Origin of the sequence: Rathayibacter sp. AY1A2 (assembly GCF_002930935.1) — a bacterium.
Taxonomy (GTDB): domain Bacteria; phylum Actinomycetota; class Actinomycetes; order Actinomycetales; family Microbacteriaceae; genus Rathayibacter.
This window is the reverse complement of record NZ_PSTP01000024.1, coordinates 16157-38229: the sequence shown is the minus strand read 5'-3', so window position 1 is coordinate 38229 and position 22073 is coordinate 16157. Positions and strand designations below refer to the sequence as shown.

The window sequence follows — 22073 nt, the reverse complement described above, 5'->3', positions numbered from 1 at the left end:
CGCACGAGCCCATACGCTCGGAGTCGGAGCGCGTTCCGCTCCTGCAGCCCCGTATAACCAGCGTGAGGAGGATCACCATGTCGCAAGCCGTGCAGAGCACCGTCGTCGGAGAACCCGAGGTCGTCGAGGACCACGTGGAGGACTCCGCCGCCTGGCTCGACCTGAAGGCCGCCGCCGCCGCGCTGCAGCCGCTCCAGTCCCAGGACGGCTCGCTCGCCGAGCCCGAGCGGCTCGAGGAGGCGCGCACCCTCGTCGAGCGGATCGTCGCCGGCGTCCGCACCCTCGCCCCCGCGTTCCCGCACGACGCCGCGTACCTCGACGCGCTGGTCGTCGACCTCGAGCGCTGGAGCGCCGGCGGACTCGGCCTGCCCGACTTCCTCGACTCGCTCACCGCGTTCCAGCCGCAGCTCGAGCGCGTCGACGGCCGCCGCCACCTCGTCGTCTTCCCCATGTACACCCAGAACGGCAGCCGCGACCGCCACGTCGAGGCCGTCCTCGTCGAGGTCGTCTGGCCGCGGTTCGTCGCCGAGCTGGAGGCGGGGGACTACTCCAACGCCCTCTTCGTGCCCGTGCGCTTCGTCGACTTCACCGCCGGCTACGACACCGACAGCGCCGTGCTGTTCCCCGAGACGGTCGCGATGCGCTCCGTCCCGTCCTTCACCTGGGGCGCGATCTTCGCCGACCGCGAGGCGGCCCGGTTCCGCCGCGTCGTCACGGAGGCGGCCCGGATCACCCGTCTCGAGCTCCCGGAGGACGCGCAGCGCCTGCTGGCCGACCAGCGCCTGGCGGAGGAGTCCTTCGTGATGTGGGACCTCATCCACGACCGCACCCACATGCGCGGCGACCTGCCGTTCGACCCGTTCATGATCAAGCAGCGGATGCCCTTCTTCCTCTACTCGCTGGAGGAGCTGCGGTGCGACCTCACCGCCTTCCGCGAGGCCGTCGCCATCGAGCGCCGCCTCGGCGCGCTGGACCGCCGCGACGACGAGGAGGAGGCGCTGGCCGAGCGCTCGCGCTTCGTGCAGTACGCGATCCTGTTCGACCGGCTCTTCCGCTTCCCGCTCACCGGGTCGCGGGTGCGCAACTACGACGGCCTCGGCGGCCAGCTGCTCTTCGCCTGGCTGCACCAGCACGGCGTCCTGCACTGGACCGACACCCGGCTGGCGTTCGAGTGGGACGGCGTCGCCGACGTGGTCGTCGCCCTCTCGGACGCGATCGACGAGCTCTACTGGCGCTCGATCGACCGGCCGAAGACGGCGCACTGGCTGGCCGCGCACGAGCTGATCGCGGCCACTCTCACTCCGCACCCCGCCTCCGCCTGGGCCCGCGGGCTCCCGGACGAGGTGCTGCTCGGCGCCCCGCGCGGCCTCACCGACGCGGTGCTGGACGACGAGTTCCCGCTGTCGATGTTCTACGAGGCCCTCGGGAAGAAGATGGGCGACGTCATCGCCTCGACCCGGGGCATCACCGGCCGGGACTGACGTCGCGCCCGGGAGGCGGCGGGGTGCGCTCCTCCGCCTCCCGGGGCCCCGTCCGACCGGCGTCGGTTAGCGTGGGGCGCATGCCCTCAGGTGACGGAGCCGCGGACCCGCTCGACGCGGGCTGGATCCGGCGAGCGCCGAGCCGGGCCGGATACGTGCGCGACGCGGTCACCGCGGGGATCCTGCTGGTGGCGACGGTCGTCTCCGTCGCGCTGTACTCCTCGGCGGGCTTCCCGGACGCGGCGCACCCCGTCGTCAGCGCCCACTGGGCCGTCCTGATGACCCTGCCCCTCGCGCTGCGCCGCCGGTTCCCCGCGAGCGTGGCGGCCGGGCTCTCCGTCGTCTACGCGCTCGGGATCGTGCTCCAGGTGCCGGAGTCGCTCTTCGGCCAGATCTGCCTGTTCCTCGCGCTCTACACGGTCGGCGCGTGGGGCCGGAACCGGCGCACGGCGCTCGTCGTCCGAGTGGCGATCGCGGTCGGGATGCTGGGCTGGCTGCTCACCACCCTCGCCACGGGCGAGTACTTCGGCAGCTCCGTGCCGGTCGACGACTCCCCCGGCCTGCTCTCGCCCTACGCGGCGGAGTCGGCCCTCGCGGTCGTGTCGAACCTGCTCTACTTCGGCAGCGCCTACGTCTTCGGCGAGGCGTCGTGGCAGTCGGCCCGCCGGCTGGAGGCGCTCGAGACGCGCACGGCCGAGCTCGACGACGAGCGGGAGCGCTCCTCGCGGCAGGCCGTGTCCTCCGAGCGGCTGCGGATCGCGCGCGAGCTGCACGACGTGGTCGCGCACCACGTCAGCGTGATGGGCGTGCAGGCGGGAGCGGCGCGGCGGGTGCTGGCGCGGGATCCGGAGCGGGCGGCGGCATCGCTCAGCGCCATCGAGGGCGACGCGCGCTCGGCGATCGAGGAGCTGCACCGCATCCTGGTCGCACTGCGCGCCGAGGACGCGGTGCCGAATCCGCTCACCGACGCCGCGTCCACCCGCGGGGTGGCCCAGCTCGAGGAGCTGGTCGCGGCGTCCAGCGGGTCGGGCCTGCCCACCGTCTTCCTCACCCTCGGCACGCCCCGCGAGATCCCCGCGACGGTGGGGCTCAGCCTCTACCGCATCGCGCAGGAGTCGCTCACGAACGTCCGCAAGCACGCGGGGCGCGGCGCGCACGCCGAGGTGCGCCTCCGCTACGCCCCCGACGCGGTCGAGCTCGAGATCGCCGACGACGGCGGGTCCGGCCCGCACCCGAGCGCTCCCGCCTCCTGCGGACTGGGGCACACCGGCATGAGCGAGCGCGCGGCCGCGGTCGGCGGCTGGATCGAGATGGGGCCGAGGGGCGGAGGCTACCTCGTGCACGCCCGGGTTCCGCTGTCCCCCGTCCGGGCGAGCGTGCCGGACGCCGACGACCCGGTACCGTCGTCGGAGACGTCGCGGGGGCGTCAGGAGCGAGCGAGCGGGGGCCGCCCATGACCGAGCACGTGCGCGTGCTGCTCGTCGACGACCAGGAGCTCGTCCGCGTGGGCTTCCGCATCATCCTCGAGTCGGAGCCGGGGATCGAGGTGGTCGGCGAGGCCCGCACCGGGCTCGAGGCCCTGCAGCGCGCCTCCGAGCTGCGCCCCGACGTGATCTGCATGGACGTGCAGATGCCCGGCCTCGACGGCCTGGCCGCGACCCGCGAGATCGTGGCCGACCCGCGCCTGTGCTCGCGGGTGCTCATCCTCACCACCTTCGACCGCGACGACTACCTCTTCGAGGCGCTCTCGGCCGGCGCCAGCGGGTTCCTGCTCAAGAACGCTTCGCCGGAGGAGCTGGTCGAGGCCGTGCAGGTGGTCGCCCGCGGCGACGCGATGCTCGCCCCCGACGTCACCCGGCGCGTGATCGAGCGGTTCGCGTCCGTGCCCGAGCACACGCCGGCCGCCGCCGAGCACTCCGGAGTGGCCGATCTGACGGACCGCGAGCGCGAGGTGCTCGTGCACCTGGCGCGGGGCTGGTCGAACGCCGAGATCGCTGCCGAGCTGTTCGTGGGCGAGGCGACCGTGAAGACGCACGTCTCGAAGATCCTGATGAAGCTCGGCGTGCGCGACCGGATCCAGGCGGTCGTGTTCGCCTACGAGCACGGGATCGCGGTGCCGGGGCGCCCCTGAGCGGTCGGCCGGGGGATCTGCTTGCGGGTGCTCGACGCCGGGGCGGTCAGCGCCGGGACTGGCTCGAGGCCGGGCGCGGCGGGGTGCGGCGGACGAACTCCATCCGGATCTCCGGCACGATCTTCCGGTCGAGCACGACCGTCATGTAGCGGCCGTCGACGCGGGCGCCGATCGCGACCACGTCCGGATCGGTGTCCACGCGGTAGCCGCGCAGCGCCTCCCCGTCCACGATCACCGGGACGCCCCGCACGACGTCCTCGTCGCGGAGGGCGGCGGCGACCACCGGCATCCCGCCGCGGCGGCTGCGCACGCGGCCCGGGAAGGTGTTGCGGAGCACGTCGCCCATGTGGGCCGCGAGGCGGGACTCCAGGGGCCGGCTGCGCTCGGCGGGGATCGGCACGGAGGTGCGGACCGCCTCCCAGAGCACCGGGTACCGCATCCGCGTCACCTGGTCGACCATCCACGGCGGCAGGTGGTCGTTCTCGGCGCGCTCGATCGCGCGCTTCTGCTCGGGGGTCAGCGGGACGTGGTTGACGGGGTCGGCGCGGTTGCGCGGGTTCTTGTAGAACGAGTACGAGAGCGAGATCTCGACGAAGCGGCCGAGCGCCATCGTCTGCGCCGCGGCGAACTCCTCCAGCCTCGGCTGGGGCGCGAACGCGAGGACGGGATCGCCGAAGCGAGCCGCGATCTCGTCCACCCCGGGAGGGGCGGGCATGTCGCGGACAGCTTCCGTCGTGTCCATGCGCATACGTCAAGAGTGGCCTGCCTCCCAGCCGATACCAACTTCTTGACGGAGATCGGCTTTCGGGTCGTCGTCCTTTCACCTGCCCGAAACATGCGGGAGGCAGGAGGGGTGTCTCGGCGGGCGCCTCCGGGGCTCCTCCGGGCGGCGGGCTGCGAAGATGGAGGGATGAGCGCTCTGCACGATCCCGACGTCCGCGGCTTCGCCTCCGACAACTACTCCGGAGTGCACGACGAGGTCCTCGCCGCGATCGCCGCGGCCAACGGAGCGCACCAGATCGCCTACGGCGAGGACGTCTACACCGAGCGCCTGCAGGAGGCGTTCCGCCGCGAGTTCGGCGAGCAGGCCCAGGCCTTCCCCGTCTTCAACGGCACGGGCGCCAACGTCACCGGCCTGCAGTCGATGCTGCCGCGGTGGGGCGCCGTCGTCTCGGCGGGCACCGCGCACATCACCTCCGACGAGGGCGGAGCGCCGGAGAAGGTCGGCGGAATCAAGATCCTCACGGTCCCCACGCCCGACGGCAAGCTGACCCCGGCGCTGGTCGACCAGGAGGCGTGGGGCTTCGGCGACGAGCACCGCGCCCAGCCGCTCGTGGTCTCGATCACCCAGTCCTCCGAGCTCGGCACCGTCTACACCCCCGAGGAGGTGCGCGCGCTCGCCGACCACGCGCACGGCCTCGGCATGCGGCTGCACATGGACGGGGCGCGCATCGCGAACGCCGCGGCCGCTCTCGGCCTGCCCCTGCGCTCCTTCACGACCGACGCGGGCGTCGACGTGCTCTCGTTCGGCGGCACCAAGAACGGTATCCTGCTCGGCGAGGCGATCGTCGTGCTCGACCCGGCGGCCTCGACCGGGCTGACCTTCCTCCGCAAGACCAACATGCAGCTGTCCTCCAAGATGCGCTTCATCTCGGCGCAGCTGCTCGCCCTGCTCGGCGACGGCGGCGAGGAGGAGCCCCTGTGGCTCCGCTCGGCCCGGCACGCGAACGCCATGGCGGCGCGCCTGCGCTCGGGGCTCGAGGAGGCGATCGCCGCCGGCCGGATCACGGGGCTCGAGTTCACGCAGCAGACCCAGGCCAACGCGGTGTTCGCGACGCTGCCGCCCGGAGTCGCGGACCGGCTCCGCACCGCCTACCGCTTCTACGACTGGAACCCGGCGACCGGCGAGGTCCGCTGGGTCTGCTCCTTCGACACGACGGAGGACGACATCGACGCGTTCACGGCCGCGATCGAGCGCGAGCTGGCCGCGTGAGGGCCCGCCTCCCGCGCCTGGCGACGGTCGGCGCCGCGCTCGCCGTTCTCGTCGCGCTGACGGGCTGCACGTCGGCCGAGCGCTCGGACGTCGCGGCCACCCCGTCGGCGTCCGAGACCGCCGCTCCGACTCCCTCCGCGACTCCGACGCCCTCGCCCACGGCCTCGACCCGCCTGGGCTGCGACTCCCTCCTCCCCGCCACACGGGCGGCCTCGGCGCTGGGGGTCTCCCGCAGCGCTCTCGAGGGCAGCCGCGAGGTGACGACGCGCTCCTCGGGCGAGCTGATCCGCGAGGCCGCGGAGGAGAACGGCGGAGTGCTCCGCTGCGCCTGGTACGACGAGGACGCCTCGATCACCGCGGCGGCGGTCGACGACGCCGCTGAGGCGTTCGCCGGCCGTCCGGGCCCGCGCCTCGAGACCGGCGTCGAGGCCTACGGCTCCTGCACCGACGGCAGCTGCGACCTGGACCTGCTCGCCGGCGCCACCTGGGTGACGCTGCAGCTGCGCGGCGCCCCGGCCGCGGTCGACCTCGCCGCGCTGGCGACCGGCACCGCCTCCGCCGCGCTCGGCAGCCTCGACGAGCCGGTCACCGCGACGGCGCCCGTCTGCACCGAGGTCCTGACGGCCGAGCAGCTGTCCGGTGCCGCCGGTCTCGCGCAGGCGACCGCGGGGACGGGGACCGGGACGCCGACCACCGCGTCGGCCGCTGCCGCCGCCCGGGCCGGGTACGCCTCCTGCAGCTGGAGCGACGCCTCCAGCGCCGCCTACTCGGGCGTGACGGTCGACGCGCTCCCGAACGGCGACGACGGCTGGCGGAACCTCTCGCTGACCTCGGGCCTGGCGATCCCGCTCGAGCCGCTCGACGGCTTCGGCGAGAAGGCCCTCACCGGCTGCGCGGCGGGCGTCTGCGAGATCGACGCGCTGGCCGACGACGTGTGGTGGCGCGTGACCGTCACCGGCGACGCGGCGAAGGCCGAGGCCGTCGCCCGCGCCGTGCTCGCGAACGCCTGACCCGGGCGCCCCGCTCCTCCTCCGCGAGCGGGTCAGCGCCAGTACTCGTACCAGGACGACTCGCGGCAGCCGAGGGACGCGTAGAGGCGGCGGGCGCCGGCGTTCTCGGCGAGCACCTGGAGCCAGAAGCGCGCGACGCCCCGGCCGGACGCGTCCTCGAGGAGGGCGCGGATCACGGCGGAGGCGAGCCCGCGGCGCCGGGCGTCCGGGCGGGTCGCCAGGGCGAAGAGGCCGCCCCAGAGCTCGCCGTCCGGCGCCGTGACGAGCGCGAGGCGGCCGGTCGCGGCCGGGCCGTCCCCGTCGACGGCGAGAGCGTAGGAGGAGGGGCAGCCCGCGAGGATGCGCTCGGCGACCGCGCGCTCCTCCGCGCCACCGCGACCGTCCACCGACCACCAGAGGGCGAGCCAGTCCTCGTCGGGAGCCGGGGCGAGGCGGACGCGAGGCCGCGGTGCGGACCCCGACGGCGCGGACCTCGACGTCGCGAGCAGGGCGGCGAGCGCCTCCTGCACCGAACCCGTCAGCACGAGCGTCCGGTCGATCGGCGCGGCGCCCCGCTCGGCGAGCAGCCCGGTCAGACCGGCGGGGCTCGGCGGCCCGATCTGCACGAGGGGCGCGATCCCGTGCTCGCGGGCGAACGCCTCCGCCGCGTCGAGCGCCGCCTCCTGGTCGACGACGTCGCCGGACGCGAGCACCGAGTTCGCGCGCTTGGTGACTCCTGCGGAGGCGCGCAGCTCCCATGGGCCGAGGGGGCGCCGCACGAGCGCGGGCCAGGCGTCGGCGGCGAGGCGGTCGAGCAGGCGCGGATCCATCGGCCCACGGTAGCGGGAGCGTCGCCGGAGCCCGGCGGGCACCCCCGGAGACGGCTCCGGCCCGCAGGATCCGCCGCGGACGAGCCGAGCGGGATCCTGCGGGCCGGAGGCCGTGGAGGGACGAGCCCTACATGTTGATCATGTGCCCCTTGAGGCCGTGGAAGCCCTCCTGCAGCGCCTCCGACAGCGTCGGGTGGGTGTGCACGTTGCGGGCCAGCTCGGTCGCCGTGAGGTCCCACTTCTGGGCGAGCGTGAGCTCGGGGAGCAGCTCCGAGACATCCGGGCCGATCATGTGGGCGCCGAGGAGCTCGCCGTACTTCTTGCTCGCGATGAGCTTCACGAAGCCGGTGGGCTCGCCGAGGCCGTGGGCCTTGCCGTTCGCCATGAAGGGGAAGGTCGAGACGGTGATCTCGTGTCCCTCGTCCGTCGCCTGCTTCTCGGTGAGGCCGAAGGAGGCGATCTGCGGCTGGCAGAACGTCGCGCGCGGCATCATCCGGTAGTCGCCCAGGGTCTGGGTCTCGGCACCGGCGAGGGTCTCGGCGGCGACGACGCCCTGCGCCTCCGCGACGTGCGCGAGCTGCAGCTTCGCGGTGACGTCGCCGATGGCGTAGATGTGCGGCACGTTGGTGCGCATGTGGTCGTCGATCGCGATCGCGCCGCGCTCGGTGAGCTCGACACCCGTCTTCTCGAGGCCGTAGCCCTCGGTGCGGGGGACCCAGCCGATCGACATGAGCACCTTGTCGACCTCGAGGGTCGACTGCGTGCCGTCCTTCGCGGTGTAGGTGACCGTGACGTAGCCGTCCTTGTCGACGACCGACTCGACCTTGGTCGAGGTCAGGATCTCGACGCCGAGCTTCTTGTACTGCTTCTGGATCTCCTTGGAGACGTCCGGGTCCTCGTTGGGGAGGGCGCGGTCCATGAACTCGATGATCGTCACGTCGACGCCGTAGTTCTTGAGGACGTAGGCGAACTCCATGCCGATCGCGCCCGCGCCCACGATGGCCATCGTGTCGGGGAGCTCGCGGGTCATGATCTGGGTCTCGTAGGTGACGACGTTCTCGGAGAGCTCGACGCCGGGGAGGAGGCGGACGCTCGCGCCGGTCGCGATGATCGCGTCGTCGAAGGTCAGCGACTCCGTGCCGCCCTTGCTCAGCTGCACGTCGAGGCCCTGCGGGCCGGTGAAGGAGCCGACGCCGTCGAACTCGGCGATCTTGTTCTTCTTCATCAGGAAGTGGACGCCCTTGGTGCGGCCGTCCGCGACCGAGCGGCTGCGGTCGAACGCCGCGCCGAAGTCGAACGAGACGTCGCCCGAGATGCCGAACTGCTTCGCCTGGGTGTGGAAGAGGTGGGCGAGCTCCGCGTTGCGCAGCAGCGCCTTGGACGGGATGCAGCCGACGTTGAGGCAGACACCGCCCCAGTACTGCTTCTCGACGACGGCGACGGACTTGCCGAGCTGGGCGGCGCGGATCGCGGCCACGTATCCGCCGGGGCCTGCCCCCAGGACGACGACGTCGAAGTGCTGGGCCATGGATGATCCTCCAGAGTCGTGGATGGTGGTGCGCGGGGTGACCACGCCGTCTCCCACCGTACCGTTCCGGGGCTCGGAGGCGCCCCGCTCCTCCGTGGGCGAACGCGCGCGCGGGCGCCTGCCGTGCGCGCGCGGGAATGCCCGCGGGGCGGGGACGGTTGGGCTCCACGGGCGACGGAGCCCCTCCCCCCAGTCCCCCGCACGGAAGAAGCCCCGCGATGTCCGCCACCGCCTCCCGCACCGCCAGCACCAGCGCCCCGATCCTCGACGTCCTCGCGGAGCGCTGGAGCCCCCGCTCCTACGACGCGACCGCGACCGTCTCCGACGAGACCCTCGCGTCCCTCCTCGAGGCCGCGCGCTGGTCCCCGTCCGCCAGCAACTCGCAGCCGTGGCGCTTCATCGTCGCCCGCCGCGGAACCGACGGGTTCGACCGCATCGTCGCGACGCTCGCCGGCTTCAACGGCGCCTGGGCCGGCTCCGCCGCCGTCCTCGTCGTCGCGCTCGCCGAGACCGTCGACTCCGAGGGGAAGCCGCGCCCCTGGGCCGTCTACGACCTCGGCCAGTCGATCGCCCACCTCAGCGTCCAGGCGCACCACGAGGGCCTGCACGTGCACCAGATGGCCGGCTTCGACAAGGACGCCGTCCGCGCCGCGTTCGGCGTCGACGAGCGCTTCGACCCGGTGACGATCGCCGCGGTGGGAGTCGCGGCCGACGCCGACGCGCTGGCGAACGAGACCCTCCGCGAGCGCGAGACCGCGCCGCGCACCCGCCTGCCCCTCGAGGAGCTCGTGCTCGTCCAGGCGTAGCCCTCCGGCGGAAGGCCTCCCCCGTCCGCGGACCGGGGAGGCCTTCCGCGTCCCACCCCCTGTGTTACTCCCCGTGTCGGTCCCCGCTGTGCCGCCGGGAGCCTCTCCGTACGATCGGACGATCCGCCCGCCCGTCCCGCTGCCCGGAGAGACATGCCCGCCACCCCCGCCGCCCGCACGAGCCTGGCCTTCGACGCCGAGCTCGGCCAGTCGGCGTTCCCCGTGCGCTTCGAGGGGGTCGGCCGCACCTTCGCGCCCGGGTCCCCCGTGCTGACGGACGTGACGCTCGAGGCCGCCGCGGGCGAGGTCATCGCGATCCTCGGCCCGAGCGGCTGCGGCAAGTCCACGCTGCTGCGCATCGCGGCGGGCCTGGACACCGCCTCAGAGGGGTCCGTCCTCATCGACGGCGCCCCCGTCTCCGGCATCGACCCGCGCTGCGCGGTGGCGTTCCAGGAGCCGCGGCTGCTGCCCTGGCGGAGCATCGCCGACAATGTCGCGCTCGGACTGCCGCGCGGCACCCCGCGCCCGGCCGCTCGCGCCGCCGTCGACGAGCTGCTCTCGCTGGTCGGCCTCACCGCGCACGCCCGCTCGCGGCCCCGCGAGGTGTCCGGGGGGATGGCCCAGCGCGCCTCCCTCGCCCGCGCCCTCGCCCGGAACCCCGGCGTGCTCCTCCTGGACGAGCCCTTCGGGGCGCTCGACGCGCTGACCCGCCTGCGGATGCAGGACCTGCTGCTCGACGTGCACGCGGCGGCTCCGGCGACGATCCTGCTCGTCACCCACGACGTCGACGAGGCCCTCCAGCTGGCCGACCGCATCGTGCTCCTCGGGCGCGACGAGCCCGGAGGCGTCTCGCGCATCCAGCGGATCGTCACCGTCCCCGGCGCGCGGCCCCGCGACCGCGGCTCGGCGGAGCTCGCCGAGCACCGGGCCGAGCTCCTCGCGGGGCTGGGCATCGAGCGGCACTGACCCCGGGCGGATCGACCCGCGTCCCTCCACCCGGGCGGCACGGTCCGGGCGGCACGACCTCCCTCCCCAGCCGCCTCCTCCTCCCGCTCTCCACCGCACGAGCACCTCCCCGCACCGCCCCTCCCCTGCAGCGTCCACACTCGCTGTCACCGCATCCCCGAAGCCGAGGCCCCCATGTCGTTCACCAGCTCCCCGCTCACCCGCCGCACCGCTCTCGCCGGTCTGCTCACCGCCGCCGCCGTCCCGCTCCTCGCGGGCTGCGTGCAGGGCGAGGGCGGAGGAGGAGCGGCGGCCGCGACCGCCGACGCCGCCTCCGGAGGAACTCAGGGCGGCACGCTCACGCTCGACTTCGCGACGTACAACCCGCTGAGCCTGGTCATCAAGGAGAAGGGCTGGCTCGAGGCCGCCCTCGCCGAGCAGCAGGTCACCGTCGCCTGGGTGCAGTCGGCCGGCTCCAATAAGGCCAACGAGGCCCTGCGCGCCGGAGCGATCGACGTCGGCTCCACCGCCGGCTCGGCCGCACTGCTCGCCCGCTCGAACGGCTCGCCGATCAGGACGATCGACATCTTCTCGCAGCCGGAGTGGTCGGCCCTCGTCGTCCCCGCCGGCTCGGCGATCACGTCGGTCGAGCAGCTCGAGGGCAAGCAGATCGCGGCCACCAAGGGCACCGACCCGTACTTCTTCCTGGTGCAGGCGCTCGAGGCCGCCGGCCTGGGCATCGGCGACGTGACGGTGCAGAACCTGCAGCACGCCGACGGCTGGGCGGCGCTGCAGAACGGCTCCGTCGACGCCTGGGCGGGCCTGGACCCGATCATGGCCGGCGCCGAGGCGGCCGGGGCGACCCTGCTCTACCGCAACGTCGACTTCAACTCCTACGGCCTGCTCAACGCGACCGAGAGCTTCCTCGCCGAGAAGCCGGACCTCGCGCAGACCGTCGTGAACGCGTACGAGCACGCCCGCGCCTGGGCGCTCGAGAACCAGGACGAGACGGCGAGCATCCTCGCCTCCGTCGCCGGCCTCGACGTGGCGGTGGCGACGACGGTCATCACCGAGCGCAGCAACCTCGACGTCGACAACGTCCCCGGCTCCGCGCAGACCGACGTGCTCGCCGTGATCGGCCCGATCTTCGTCGAGAACGGCGACGTCGCCTCGCAGCAGCAGGTCGACGACGCGCTCGAATCGCTGCTCGACGACACCTACGCCTCGGCGGCCGACCCGAGCGCCATCGGCGCCTGAGGGTCCGGCCCTCCGCCCCCGACCCCGTGATCCGAGGAGACCGACGATGACGATCCGCGACGACGACACCGCGACCGACGCCGATGTGCTGCGCCGGAGCGCGCTGTCCGCGCCGATGCCGGGTGAGCCCGGACTCGTGACGGCGGGCCCGTCGGTCGCGGCCTCCCAGCGCCGCCTCCGCGAGGACCGCTCCCACCCGCTCACCACGCGACGGTGGTTCGTGGTCGCGGGAGGCGCGGTCCTGCCCGTGCTGCTGCTCGCCGCCTGGCAGATCGCGACGACGACCGGGATGGTCTCGGTGGCGGTCTTCCCCTCGCCCGCGATGGTCTGGGCGGCCGGCGTCGACCTCGCCCAGCGCGGTGACCTCGGCCAGGACGTCGCCATCTCGACGCAGCGCGTGCTCATCGGGTTCGCGCTCGGCTCGGCGCTCGGGCTCGTGGTCGGCGCGCTCTTCGGGCTCTCCCGCGTCTGGGAGGTCGTCCTCGGCCCGACCCTCGGCGCGATCCGGGCGGTCCCGTCGCTGGCCTGGGTCCCGCTGCTGCTGCTCTGGATGGGCATCGGCGAGGAGTCGAAGATCACGCTGATCACGATCGGCGCGTTCTTCCCGGTCTTCACCACGGTGGCCACGGCGCTCGGCCACGTCGACCGGCACCTCGTCGAGGCGGGCCGCGCCTTCGGCCTCTCGGGCGTCCGGCTCTTCACGACGGTGCAGCTGCCCGCGGTGATCCCGTCCGTGATCTCCGGGCTGCGCCTCGCGCTCGCCCAGTCGTGGCTGTTCCTGGTCGCCTCCGAGCTCATCGCCTCCTCGATGGGCCTCGGCTTCCGCCTCATCGACAGCCAGAACAACGGCCGGATCGACCGGGTGTTCCTGGCGATCGTCCTGCTGGCCGTGCTGGGCAAGCTCACCGATGCCGTCGTCGGCGTGTTCCAGCGCTACGCCGTGAGGAAGTGGGCGTGAGCGCCGGGGAGGGAGCTCCGAGCGTGAGCGGGACGATCGCCAACCTGCTCGACGAGCACCGCCGGTTCCCCCCGCCCGCGGCCTTCGCCGCGCAGGCGAACGCGGGCGCGGAGGAGTACTCGCGAGCCGCCGCCGATCCGGTCGCGTTCTGGGAGGAGGCGGCCCGCCGCCTCGAGTGGGCGGAGCCGTGGCACACCGCCCACAGCTGGGAGCCTGCCGCTCCGCTGCCCGACGGCTCGCTCTCGGTGCCGCGCACGACCTGGTTCGAGGGCGGACGGCTGAACGTGGCCGTCAACTGCGTCGACCGCCACGTGGACGCGGGACGCGGCGGGAAGACCGCCCTCCACTTCGAGGGCGAGCGCGGCGACCGGCGGTCGATCACCTACGCCGAGCTCCAGCGCGAGGTCTCCCGCGCCGCTAACGCGCTGACCGCGCTCGGGATCGGGAGGGGCGACCGCGTCGTCGTCTACCTACCGGTGATCCCCGAGACCATCGTCATCACGCTCGCGATCGCGCGGATCGGAGCGATCCACTCGCTCGTCTTCGGCGGCTTCTCCGCCGAGGCGGTGCGGTTCCGCGTGGAGGACACCGGCGCGAAGCTCCTGGTCACCACGGACGGGCAGTTCCGGCGCGGAGCGGCGGTGCCGGTCAAGGCGAGCGCCGACCGGGCGGTCGAGGGCGTCGCGTCGATCGAGCACGTCCTCGTCGTCCGCCGCACCGGTGAGACCGACGTCCCGTGGACCCCGGGCCGCGACGTCTGGTGGCACGAGCTGGTCGATGCGCAGAGCGACGTCCACGAGGCCGAGGCCTTCGACTCCGAGACGCCGCTGTTCATCATCTACACCTCCGGCACGACCGGGAAGCCCAAGGGGCTGGTGCACACCAGCGGCGGCTACCTCACGCAGGCCTCCTGGACGCACTGGGCCGTGTTCGACGCGAAGCCGGACGACGTGCACTGGTGCACCGCCGACCTCGCCTGGGTCACCGCGCACACCTACGAGATCTACGGACCGCTCTCGAACGGGCTCACCCAGGTCATCTACGAGGGCACCCCGAGCACCCCGCACACCGCCCGGCACTTCGAGATCATCGAGCGGTACGGGGTGACCGTCTACTACACGGCGCCGACGCTGATCCGGACGCTGATGACCTGGTTCCCCGAGGGCGTGCCCGCCCGGTACGACCTGTCGAGCCTGCGCCTGCTCGGCACCGTCGGCGAGTCCATCAACCCCGAGGCCTGGGTCTGGTTCCACGAGGCGATCGGCGGCGGACGCTGCCCGATCGTCGACACCTGGTGGCAGTCCGAGACCGGCGCCGCGGTGATGTGCCCGCTGCCGGGCGTCTCGACCCTCAAGCCGGGCTCGTCTCTCGGAGCCCTGCCCGGGCTCGGCGTCCTCGTGGTGGACGAGCACGGCGAGCGGGTGCCGAACGGCTCCGGCGGCTACCTCGTGGTCGACCGGACCGGGCCGGCGCTCGCCCGCACCGTGTGGGGCGACCCGGAGCGGTACCGCGACTCCTACTGGGCCCGCTACGCGTCCCAGGGGTGGTTCTTCTCCGGGGACGGCGCGAAGTACGACGCCGACGGCGACGTCTGGGTGCTCGGCCGCGTCGACGACGTCATCAACGTCTCCGGGCACCGCCTGTCCACGATCGAGATCGAGTCGGCACTCGTCGCCCATCCGGCCGTCGGCGAGGCCGGAGTCGTCGGAGTCGCCGACGCGACGACCGGCCAGGCCATCGCGGCGTTCGTCATCCCCTCCGACGAGGCCGTCGACCGCGCCGAGGAGGACCCGGCCTACTGGGCCGCGCTCGGCACGACGCTCTCGGCGCTCCTGCGCGACCACGTGGCGGTCGCGATCGGTCCGATCGCCAAGCCGCGCGACGTGGTGGTGGTGCCGGATCTGCCCAAGACCCGCTCCGGCAAGATCATGCGGCGGCTGCTCGGCGACATCCGCGACGGCCGCCCGCTCGGAGACGTGACGAGCCTCCAGGACGACACCGTCCCGGCGCGCATCGCCCGCATCGTCGCCGAGCGCGGGTAGGCGCCGCGCCAGTCGGACGCGGCGGGCGGACCCTGTTTCGGGGAGGCGTCGGGAGCCTGCGCGTCCGCGGCGAGGAGGGGCCGCCGGGGAGCATCCGGAGTAGCGTGAAGCCGTGCGCGACGTCCAACAGCAGATCATCTCCGAGCTCCACGTCTCCCCCGCCGTCGATCCGGCCGTCGAGGTCGAACGGCGCAGCGGCTTCCTCGCCGACTACCTCCGCAGCACCGGCGCGAAGGGCCTCGTCCTCGGCATCAGCGGCGGCCAGGACTCGAGCCTCGCCGGGCGCCTCTGCCAGCTCGCGGTCGAGCAGGTCCGCGCGAGCGGCGGCGACGCCTCCTTCATCGCGGTCCGCCTGCCGTACAAGGTGCAGGCCGACGAGGAGGACGCCCAGCTCGCCCTCACGTTCATCCGCCCGGACCGCCAGGTCGTCTTCGACATCCACCAGGGCGTCGACGGCGTGGCCGCAGCATTCGGCGACGCGGTCGACGAGCCGATCAGCGACTTCGTGAAGGGCAACGTGAAGGCGCGGATGCGGATGATCGCGCAGTACGCGATCGCCGGCCAGGCCGGGATGCTCGTCGTCGGGACCGACCACGCGGCCGAGGCGGTCACCGGCTTCTTCACGAAGTACGGCGACGGCGGCGCCGACGTCCTCCCGCTCACCGGCCTCACCAAGCGGCAGGGGCGCTCGCTCCTCGAGCACCTGGACGCACCGGCCCGGCTCTACGAGAAGGCGCCGACGGCGGACCTGCTCGACGACAACCCCGGCCAGACCGACGAGACGAACCTCGGGCTCACCTACGCCGACCTCGACACGTACCTCGAGGGCGGCGAGGTCGACCAGGCCGTCGCCGAGGCCATCGAGGCGCGGTACGCCGCGACCGAGCACAAGCGCCAGGTGCCGCTGTCGATGTTCGACGACTGGTGGCGCTGAGCCGCCGCTGACCGCTTCCAGCGGCCGGCAGCTCAGGACCGCACGGGGCCCCGCTGAGGCGGGGCTCCCGTGCGTCCGGCGCGGAACCGATGCGAGGACCGGACCCGCCGCGGTATCAGGAGTCGGCGCGGGCGTTGTAGACGAGCACCTCGCCGGAGTCGACGGAGGCGCGGTAGGCGCGGAACACGTCGAGGGCCTCGTCGCGGAGCACGCCGTCGACGACCCCGATGCCGCGGGCCTCGAACTGCGCGGCCCAGTCCTCGCGCATCGGCCCCTCGTCGAAGGTGCTGATCTCCTCGAGCTCGGGGCCGGAGCCCGCGACGACCAGCCGGCGCACCCCCGACCACATCGTCGCTCCGTAGCACTGCACGCACGGGCGCCAGTTGACGACCAGGTCGTGCGCGGGGAGGCCCTCGCCGCCGAGGTCCCAGGTGCCGAGCGCGGTCTGCGCGAGACCGAGCGCCGTCACCTCGGCGTGGCCGGACGAGACCCCGCTGCCGAGGACGACGTTCACTCCGACCGAGACGAGACGACCGGAGTCGCGCTCGACGACGATCGCCGCGAACGGGCCGCCGTTCCCCTCGCGGAAGTTGCGGTCGGCGAGCGCGTGCACGAGGGCCATCCGGTCCTCGAGGCTCGGGAGGACCTCGGGGACGTCGCGGAGGGCGTCGCCGATCCAGGCGGGCAGGGCGATCTCGTAGCGGGTGGCGAGGCGGTCGATGTCCATGGGTCCTCCGGGAGACGGGGCGGGGCGGCGGGCGGAGACGGATGCGCGGCAGGCACGGCACGGGTGACGCGCGGGCGGCGGCCGTCGCCCCTCAGCCTCGCAGTGCCGAGCGCCGGAGACGGAATCGGCCCGGCGCGTCGACGCGGAGGTCAGGCGAGGAGGGCCTCGCCGAGCGCCGCGGCCTGCGCCGCCCAGAAGCGCTTCGCCACACCGGTCCGGCGGAACAGGGCGTCGAAGCCGTGGAAGGCGCCCTCCACGATCTCGAGCCCGCACGGCACTCCGGCCGCGCGCAGGCGCTCGGCGTAGCGGACGTCCTCGTCGTGGAAGAGGTCGAGGCCGCCGACGCCGATCCAGGCCGGCGGCAGGCCCGTGAGGTCGTCGCGGCGGGCGGGGGCGGCGTAGGCCGTGGCGCCGGGGCCGCCGGGCTCGCCGGCGAGGTAGGCGGTCCAGCCGAAGCGGTTGCTGCCCGGGGTCCAGACGCGGACTCCGCGCGGAGGAGGACCGGGCCGGGTGACGGTGCGGTCGTCGAGCATCGGGTAGACGAGCAGCTGGAACGCGGGCTGCGCTCCTCCGCGGTCGTGGGCGAGGAGGGTCGCACCCGCGGCGATGCCGCCGCCCGCGCTCGCGCCTCCGACGGCGATGCGCGCCGGGTCGACGCCGCGCTCCTGCGCGTGCTCGACCAGCCAGTCGAACGCGGCCAGCACGTCCTCGACGGCAGCCGGGGCCGGATGCGCGGGCGCGAGGCGGTAGTCGACGGAGACGACCGTGATGCCCAGGGTGCGGGCGAAGTCGATGCAGGACGCCTCGTCCTGGAGGTGGCTGCCGAGCACCATGCCGCCGCCGTGCACCCAGAGGAGCGCGGGAGCGGTACCGCGGAGGATGCGCGGCCGGTAGCTGCGGGCCCGGACGGGAGCGGCTCCGGCGACGGGGATCTCGAGGTCGTCGACCACGATGTCGGGCGGAGCCTCGCCTCCCTCGGTGACGCGACGCGTGGCGAGGCGCAGCAGTCGCGGGCCGAGGACGATCGGCGGGAGGAAGCGGCCGAGCGCGAGGTCGGGGTGGAAGAGGGGCGCCGTCGCGGCGGTGCGGGCTGACGCGGTCATGCGCGGGAGGCTACTCCTCGCGGCCGTGCCGGCGCCCCTCCGCGGGATTACGGACGCACGAGGGTCTTGATCGCGCGGCGCTCGTCCATGGCGGCGTACGCCTCGGCGATCTCCTCGAGGGGCAGCTCGAGGTCGAAGACCAGACCGGGCTCGATCGCGCCGCTGAGCACGTCCGGCAGCAGCTCGGCCATGTAGCCGCGGACCGGCGCGACTCCGCCGTTGACGCCCACGTTCGAGCCGAACATCTGGCGGACGGGCAGCTCGGGGCCTCCGTTGGGGACGCCGACGTAGCCGACCATGCCGCCGGGGCGGGCGGAGTCGAGGGCCTGCTGCATCGACTCCTTGGTGCCGACGCATTCGAGCACGCAGTCGGCGCCGATCCCGCCGGTCAGCTCGCGGACGTGCGCGACGCCCTCGTCGCCGCGGGTCTCGACGATGTGGGTCGCCCCGAAGCGGCGGGCGAGGTTCTGCCGCGACTCGTGCCGCGACATCGCGATGATCGTGGTCGCGCCGAGGCGCTTGGCCGCCAGGACGGCGCAGAGGCCGACCGCGCCGTCGCCGACGACCGCGACGGTCGAGCCCGCGGTGACACCGGCCGAGACCGCGGCGTGGTGGCCGGTCCCCATCACGTCGGCGAGGGTGAGCAGGCTGGGGATGAGCGCCGGATCCGGGTCCATGCCCACGCGGAAGAGCGTGCCGTCGGCGAGGGGCACGCGCACCTTCTCGCCCTGGGCGCCGTCCGCGAAGCCCTCCTCGCGGACCTCAGCGCCCCACCAGCCGCCGGTGAGGCACGAGGTGGAGACGCCGTTGGCGCAGTTCGCGCAGGTGCCGTCGCAGACGTAGAACGGGGCGATCACGAAGTCGCCGACCGCGACGTCGTGCACGTCGTCGCCGATCTCCTCGACGACGCCGACGAACTCGTGGCCGATGCGGTGCGCCTCCTTGGTGGGAGTGACGCCGCGGTAGGGCCAGAGGTCGGAGCCGCAGACGCAGGCCGCGGTGACGCGGACGATCGCGTCGCGCCCCGTCGAGAGCTGCGGGTCGGGGACCTCCTCGAGTCGGATGTCGCGCTCGCCGTGGATGAGTGTTGCTCGCATGGGTGCTCCTGGTCGGGAGGGGGATGGGGTCGGCGTCCACGGTACGCCCGCGACCGGCCGCGGGCGCCGGAGAGGCGGGGGCTTGCACGAACGCGCGCCGACGCGGCCCAGGTGGAGAGCCGGGGCGCGGCCGGGGGCGGTCCGGCGCCGGGCGGGAGGCGTCCTGGCGGAACGGAGGGGCCCCGCAGCAGCCCTGCGCCGCGTCACGGCTGCGCCTCCGCCCAGCCGTCGCGCCCGATCACGACGTGCGCGAGGAACCGCAGGCCGCACGCCTCTGCCCCGTCGGCGATCGCCCGCGTCGCCGCACGGTCGGAGGGGAGCACCACGGCCTCGCCCGCGTGGCTGTGCGCCAGGCCGATGCCCGCCGCGCCGCGCGCCAGCACCTCGGCGAGCACGGCGGCGACGGGGATCTCGGCGTGCGCCGGGGCTCCGTCGGCCAGCGTCAGGACGTCGCGGACGGCTCCGGACTCGGCGAGCGCCACCGCCAGCACGGTCTCGACCGGCCGGGCGGCCAGCAGCGGAGCGACGAGCCCGGCCAGGCCGGCGGCGTCGGTCACGCGGGCGGCGCGCGAGGCGCGGTTCATCCTCCGCCGCAGCTCGAAGGAGGCGACCAGGCGGCAGGCGGCGACCTCGCCGACTCCGCGGTGCCGCATCAGATCGGCCACCCCGGCCCGGGCGACGGCGTCGATGCCGCCGAAGCGCGCGAGGAGGCGCTGCGCGACGACGGTCGCGTTGGCGCCGCGGACGCCGGCCCCGATGAGCACGGCGAGGGTCTCGACGTCGGTGAGCGCTTCCGGTCCGTAGGCGCGGAGGCGCTCCCTCGGCCGCTCCTCGGGAGGGAGGTCGGCCATCCGGGGGCCGGGCGTTTCGAAGGACATGCCGCCGACGCTACGGAGCCCGCCGGACGGGCGCGCCGCGGATCCCGCGACTGTGGACGACTCCCGCCCTCGCGCGCCCTGTGGAGGGACGTCCCGTCGCCGCCCCCGCGCTCCTCCCCCTGCGGGAACGCAGGAGTAGCGGTACTCGACCGCGACCACCGCGACGTCTGCGGACTCGCGACAGGGCTCGAGCACCCCGGTCAGTCCGACGCGGGCATCCCGGCCGTCACCGACAGGCTCTCGCCGTCCGGCGCCACGTCCACCAGCACCACGTCCCCGTCGCGCACCGTGCCGCCGAGCAGCGCCGTCGCCAGCTGGTCGTCGATCGCCCGCTGCATCAGCCGGCGCAGCGGCCGCGCGCCGTACTGCGGGTCGTAGCCGCGCTCGGCCAGCCACCCGCGGGCCGCGGGCGTCACCGCCAGGTCGAGCCGTCGCTCCGAGAGCCTCCTCGACAGCCGGTCGACGTACAGCGACACGATCTCGCCGAGCTCGGTGCGGTCGAGCGCGTCGAAGATCACGATGTCGTCGAGCCGGTTCACGAACTCGGGCTTGAAGGCCTGGCGCACCATCTGCTGGACCGCCTCCTCCTTCTGCGGCCGTGACAGCGCCGGGTCCACGAGGAACTGCGACCCCAGGTTGGAGGTGAGGATGAGGATCGTGTTGCGGAAGTCGACCGTCCGCCCCTGGCCGTCGGTGAGCCGGCCGTCGTCGAGCACCTGGAGCAGGACGTCGAACACCTCGGGGTGCGCCTTCTCGATCTCGTCGAGGAGCACCACCGAGTACGGGCGGCGGCGGACCGCCTCCGTGAGCTGGCCGCCCTGCTCGTAGCCGATGTAGCCGGGAGGGGCGCCGACCAGCCGCGAGACGGCGAACTTCTCGCCGTACTCCGACATGTCGATGCGGACCATCGCCTTCTCGTCGTCGAAGAGGTGGTCGGCGAGCGCCTTCGCCAGCTCGGTCTTGCCGACGCCGGTCGGCCCGAGGAAGAGGAAGGAGCCGGTCGGCCGCTCGGGGTCGGAGATGCCCGCGCGGGTGCGGCGCACCGCGTCCGCGACGGCCGACACCGCCTCGTCCTGGCCGATCAGTCGGCGGTGCAGCTCGGTCTCGAGGTGCAGCAGCTTCTCGGTCTCGCCCTGCAGGAGACGCCCGACGGGGATCCCCGTCCAGGCGGCGATCACCGCGGCGATGTCGTCGGCCGTCACCTGCTCGTTGACCATGCGGCCCTCGGCCGGCTCCTCCTCCGCCTCGGCGGCCGCGAGCTCGCGCTCGATCACCGGGATGTCGCCGTAGAGCAGCTTCGACGCGCGCTCGAGCTTCCCCTCGCGCTGCGCGCGCTCGGCGGCGATCCGCAGGGCGTCGAGCCGGTTCTTGAGCTCGCCGACGCGGTTGAGGGAGGCGCGCTCGCGCTCCCAGCGCTCCTGCAGCTCCTCGAGCTGGGCGCCGCGGCGGGCCAGGTCCTCGCGCAGCTTCTCCAGCCGCGCCTTCGAGGCCTCGTCCTTCTCCTTCTTCAGCGCCAGCTCCTCGAGCCTCAGCCGGTCGACGGAGCGGCGCAGCTCGTCGATCTCGACGGGAGCGGAGTCGATCTCCATGCGCAGCCGCGACGCGGCCTCGTCGATCAGGTCGATCGCCTTGTCCGGCAGCTGGCGGGAGGTGATGTAGCGGTTCGAGAGCGACGCGGCGGCGACCAGGGCGGAGTCGGCGATCGCCACCTTGTGGTGCGCCTCGTAGCGCTCCTTCAGCCCGCGGAGGATCGCCACGGTGTCCTCGACGGTCGGCTCGCCGACGAAGACCTGCTGGAAGCGGCGCTCGAGAGCGGCGTCCTTCTCGATGTACTGGCGGTACTCGTCGAGCGTCGTCGCGCCGATCATCCGCAGCTCGCCGCGCGCCAGCATGGGCTTGAGCATGTTCGCGGCCGCCACCGATCCCTCGCCGCCGCCCGCGCCCATCAGCGTGTGCAGCTCGTCGATGAAGGTGATGATCCGGCCGTCGGACTCCTCGATCTCCTGGAGCACGGCCTTCAGCCGCTCCTCGAACTCGCCGCGGTACTTCGCTCCGGCGATCAGGGCCGAGAGGTCGAGGCTGACGAGCTGCTTGCCCTTGAGGCTCTCGGCGACGTCGCCCGCGACGATCCGCTGGGCGAGCCCCTCGACGACGGCGGTCTTGCCGACGCCGGGCTCGCCGATGAGGACGGGGTTGTTCTTGGTGCGGCGCGTGAGCACCTGGCTGACGCGCCGGATCTCGGCGTCCCTCCCGATCACCGGGTCGAGCTTGCCGCTCGCCGCGATGGCGGTCAGGTTGACGCCGTACTGCTCGAGTGCGGACTTCTCGTCCTGCTGGGGCATCCGACCGGCCTGCATGATGGTGGTCTCCTCCG

The 22073-nt window shown here is 73.8% G+C and carries 19 protein-coding genes; 11 read left to right on the top strand and 8 right to left on the bottom strand.

Translation table 11 applies throughout. From position 1 onward, the window contains the following. The first annotated feature begins 77 nt into the window (after positions 1–77). From C5B93_RS15275 to C5B93_RS15265, 3 genes are all read left to right on the top strand, one after another. Positions 78–1481, top strand: coding sequence for a DUF6421 family protein (locus tag C5B93_RS15275; protein WP_104292826.1), 1404 nt, complete (start codon positions 78–80; stop codon positions 1479–1481). A gap of 80 nt (positions 1482–1561) precedes the next feature. Next, entirely contained in the window at positions 1562–2938 is a 1377-nt protein-coding gene (locus tag C5B93_RS15270) for a sensor histidine kinase (RefSeq protein ID WP_104234378.1), read from the top strand. Beyond that, positions 2935–3612 carry a response regulator transcription factor gene (locus tag C5B93_RS15265; RefSeq protein WP_104250690.1) on the top strand — a complete coding sequence of 226 codons (678 nt, stop codon included), beginning with the start codon at positions 2935–2937 and terminating at the stop codon, positions 3610–3612. The genes C5B93_RS15270 and C5B93_RS15265 overlap by 4 nt, the downstream gene beginning before the upstream one ends. 46 nt (positions 3613–3658) lie before the next feature. Here C5B93_RS15265 and C5B93_RS15260 read toward each other — a convergent pair whose 3' ends face one another. Continuing rightward, complete coding sequence (locus C5B93_RS15260; RefSeq protein ID WP_146078511.1) at positions 3659–4354, bottom strand: hypothetical protein; 696 nt, start codon at positions 4352–4354, stop codon at positions 3659–3661. Positions 4355–4522: 168 nt separating this feature from the next. Between C5B93_RS15260 and C5B93_RS15255 the strand changes: the two genes are divergently transcribed. Together C5B93_RS15255 and C5B93_RS15250 are read left to right on the top strand one after the other, a co-directional pair. Beyond that, positions 4523–5605, top strand: coding sequence for a low specificity L-threonine aldolase (locus C5B93_RS15255; protein ID WP_104256598.1), 1083 nt, complete (start codon positions 4523–4525; stop codon positions 5603–5605). Next, entirely contained in the window at positions 5602–6615 is a 1014-nt protein-coding gene (locus C5B93_RS15250) for a hypothetical protein (RefSeq protein ID WP_104269038.1), read from the top strand. The genes C5B93_RS15255 and C5B93_RS15250 overlap by 4 nt, the downstream gene beginning before the upstream one ends. 32 nt (positions 6616–6647) lie before the next feature. Here C5B93_RS15250 and C5B93_RS15245 read toward each other — a convergent pair whose 3' ends face one another. Beyond that, positions 6648–7424, bottom strand: coding sequence for a GNAT family N-acetyltransferase (locus C5B93_RS15245; RefSeq protein ID WP_104292825.1), 777 nt, complete (start codon positions 7422–7424; stop codon positions 6648–6650). Between the two features lie 127 nt (positions 7425–7551). Then, positions 7552–8952 carry a dihydrolipoyl dehydrogenase gene (gene lpdA / locus C5B93_RS15240; protein WP_104292824.1) on the bottom strand — a complete coding sequence of 467 codons (1401 nt, stop codon included), beginning with the start codon at positions 8950–8952 and terminating at the stop codon, positions 7552–7554. 218 nt (positions 8953–9170) lie between these two features. On the opposite strand from lpdA, the gene C5B93_RS15235 reads away from it, so the two are divergent. From C5B93_RS15235 to nadE, 6 genes are all read left to right on the top strand, one after another. Beyond that, on the top strand, positions 9171–9758 hold the full coding sequence (locus C5B93_RS15235) for a nitroreductase family protein (protein ID WP_104292823.1): 588 nt from the start codon (positions 9171–9173) through the stop codon (positions 9756–9758). Positions 9759–9911: 153 nt separating this feature from the next. Next, positions 9912–10724: an ABC transporter ATP-binding protein gene (locus tag C5B93_RS15230; RefSeq protein WP_104222820.1), complete on the top strand. Its 813-nt coding sequence runs from the start codon at positions 9912–9914 to the stop codon at positions 10722–10724. Positions 10725–10898: 174 nt separating this feature from the next. Continuing rightward, positions 10899–11960 carry an aliphatic sulfonate ABC transporter substrate-binding protein gene (locus C5B93_RS15225; protein WP_104292822.1) on the top strand — a complete coding sequence of 354 codons (1062 nt, stop codon included), beginning with the start codon at positions 10899–10901 and terminating at the stop codon, positions 11958–11960. A 46-nt stretch (positions 11961–12006) separates the two neighbouring features. Further along, entirely contained in the window at positions 12007–12918 is a 912-nt protein-coding gene (locus C5B93_RS15220) for an ABC transporter permease (protein ID WP_258068242.1), read from the top strand. Between the two features lie 23 nt (positions 12919–12941). Continuing rightward, the gene (acs, locus tag C5B93_RS15215) at positions 12942–14960 is read left to right on the top strand and encodes an acetate--CoA ligase (RefSeq protein ID WP_104292834.1); all 2019 of its coding nucleotides are present in this window, start codon (positions 12942–12944) and stop codon (positions 14958–14960) included. A gap of 112 nt (positions 14961–15072) precedes the next feature. After that, positions 15073–15894, top strand: a complete 822-nt coding sequence (nadE, locus tag C5B93_RS15210) for an ammonia-dependent NAD(+) synthetase (protein WP_104225736.1) — start codon at positions 15073–15075, stop codon at positions 15892–15894. 115 nt (positions 15895–16009) lie between these two features. On the opposite strand, the gene C5B93_RS15205 is transcribed toward nadE, so the two are convergent. The 5 genes from C5B93_RS15205 to C5B93_RS15185 form a co-directional block, all read right to left on the bottom strand. Continuing rightward, on the bottom strand, positions 16010–16621 hold the full coding sequence (locus tag C5B93_RS15205; protein WP_181068411.1) for a nucleoside deaminase: 612 nt from the start codon (positions 16619–16621) through the stop codon (positions 16010–16012). A gap of 149 nt (positions 16622–16770) precedes the next feature. Then, positions 16771–17724 (bottom strand): alpha/beta hydrolase, encoded by a 954-nt coding sequence (locus tag C5B93_RS15200; protein WP_104292821.1) that lies wholly within the window; start codon positions 17722–17724, stop codon positions 16771–16773. A gap of 47 nt (positions 17725–17771) precedes the next feature. After that, the gene (locus tag C5B93_RS15195) at positions 17772–18821 is read right to left on the bottom strand and encodes a zinc-dependent alcohol dehydrogenase family protein (protein WP_104292820.1); all 1050 of its coding nucleotides are present in this window, start codon (positions 18819–18821) and stop codon (positions 17772–17774) included. Between the two features lie 203 nt (positions 18822–19024). Next, complete coding sequence (locus tag C5B93_RS15190; RefSeq protein WP_146078510.1) at positions 19025–19699, bottom strand: RadC family protein; 675 nt, start codon at positions 19697–19699, stop codon at positions 19025–19027. Between the two features lie 200 nt (positions 19700–19899). Beyond that, positions 19900–22041, bottom strand: a complete 2142-nt coding sequence (locus C5B93_RS15185) for an ATP-dependent Clp protease ATP-binding subunit (RefSeq protein ID WP_374953149.1) — start codon at positions 22039–22041, stop codon at positions 19900–19902. Between the last annotated feature and the right edge of the window lie 32 nt (positions 22042–22073).

Coding starts and splice junctions, on each gene's coding strand:
- C5B93_RS15275 (WP_104292826.1), top strand. CDS start 78: ATGTCGCAAGCCGTGCAGAGCACCGTCGTCGGAGAACCCGAGGTCGTC.
- C5B93_RS15195 (WP_104292820.1), bottom strand. CDS start 18,821: ATGCGAGCAACACTCATCCACGGCGAGCGCGACATCCGACTCGAGGAG.
- C5B93_RS15235 (WP_104292823.1), top strand. CDS start 9,171: ATGTCCGCCACCGCCTCCCGCACCGCCAGCACCAGCGCCCCGATCCTC.
- C5B93_RS15245 (WP_104292825.1), bottom strand. CDS start 7,424: ATGGATCCGCGCCTGCTCGACCGCCTCGCCGCCGACGCCTGGCCCGCG.
- C5B93_RS15230 (WP_104222820.1), top strand. CDS start 9,912: ATGCCCGCCACCCCCGCCGCCCGCACGAGCCTGGCCTTCGACGCCGAG.
- C5B93_RS15220 (WP_258068242.1), top strand. CDS start 12,007: ATGACGATCCGCGACGACGACACCGCGACCGACGCCGATGTGCTGCGC.
- C5B93_RS15270 (WP_104234378.1), top strand. CDS start 1,562: ATGCCCTCAGGTGACGGAGCCGCGGACCCGCTCGACGCGGGCTGGATC.
- C5B93_RS15265 (WP_104250690.1), top strand. CDS start 2,935: ATGACCGAGCACGTGCGCGTGCTGCTCGTCGACGACCAGGAGCTCGTC.
- C5B93_RS15200 (WP_104292821.1), bottom strand. CDS start 17,724: ATGACCGCGTCAGCCCGCACCGCCGCGACGGCGCCCCTCTTCCACCCC.
- C5B93_RS15225 (WP_104292822.1), top strand. CDS start 10,899: ATGTCGTTCACCAGCTCCCCGCTCACCCGCCGCACCGCTCTCGCCGGT.
- lpdA (WP_104292824.1), bottom strand. CDS start 8,952: ATGGCCCAGCACTTCGACGTCGTCGTCCTGGGGGCAGGCCCCGGCGGA.
- C5B93_RS15190 (WP_146078510.1), bottom strand. CDS start 19,699: ATGTCCTTCGAAACGCCCGGCCCCCGGATGGCCGACCTCCCTCCCGAG.
- C5B93_RS15260 (WP_146078511.1), bottom strand. CDS start 4,354: ATGGACACGACGGAAGCTGTCCGCGACATGCCCGCCCCTCCCGGGGTG.
- C5B93_RS15255 (WP_104256598.1), top strand. CDS start 4,523: ATGAGCGCTCTGCACGATCCCGACGTCCGCGGCTTCGCCTCCGACAAC.
- C5B93_RS15205 (WP_181068411.1), bottom strand. CDS start 16,621: ATGGACATCGACCGCCTCGCCACCCGCTACGAGATCGCCCTGCCCGCC.
- C5B93_RS15185 (WP_374953149.1), bottom strand. CDS start 22,041: ATGCCCCAGCAGGACGAGAAGTCCGCACTCGAGCAGTACGGCGTCAAC.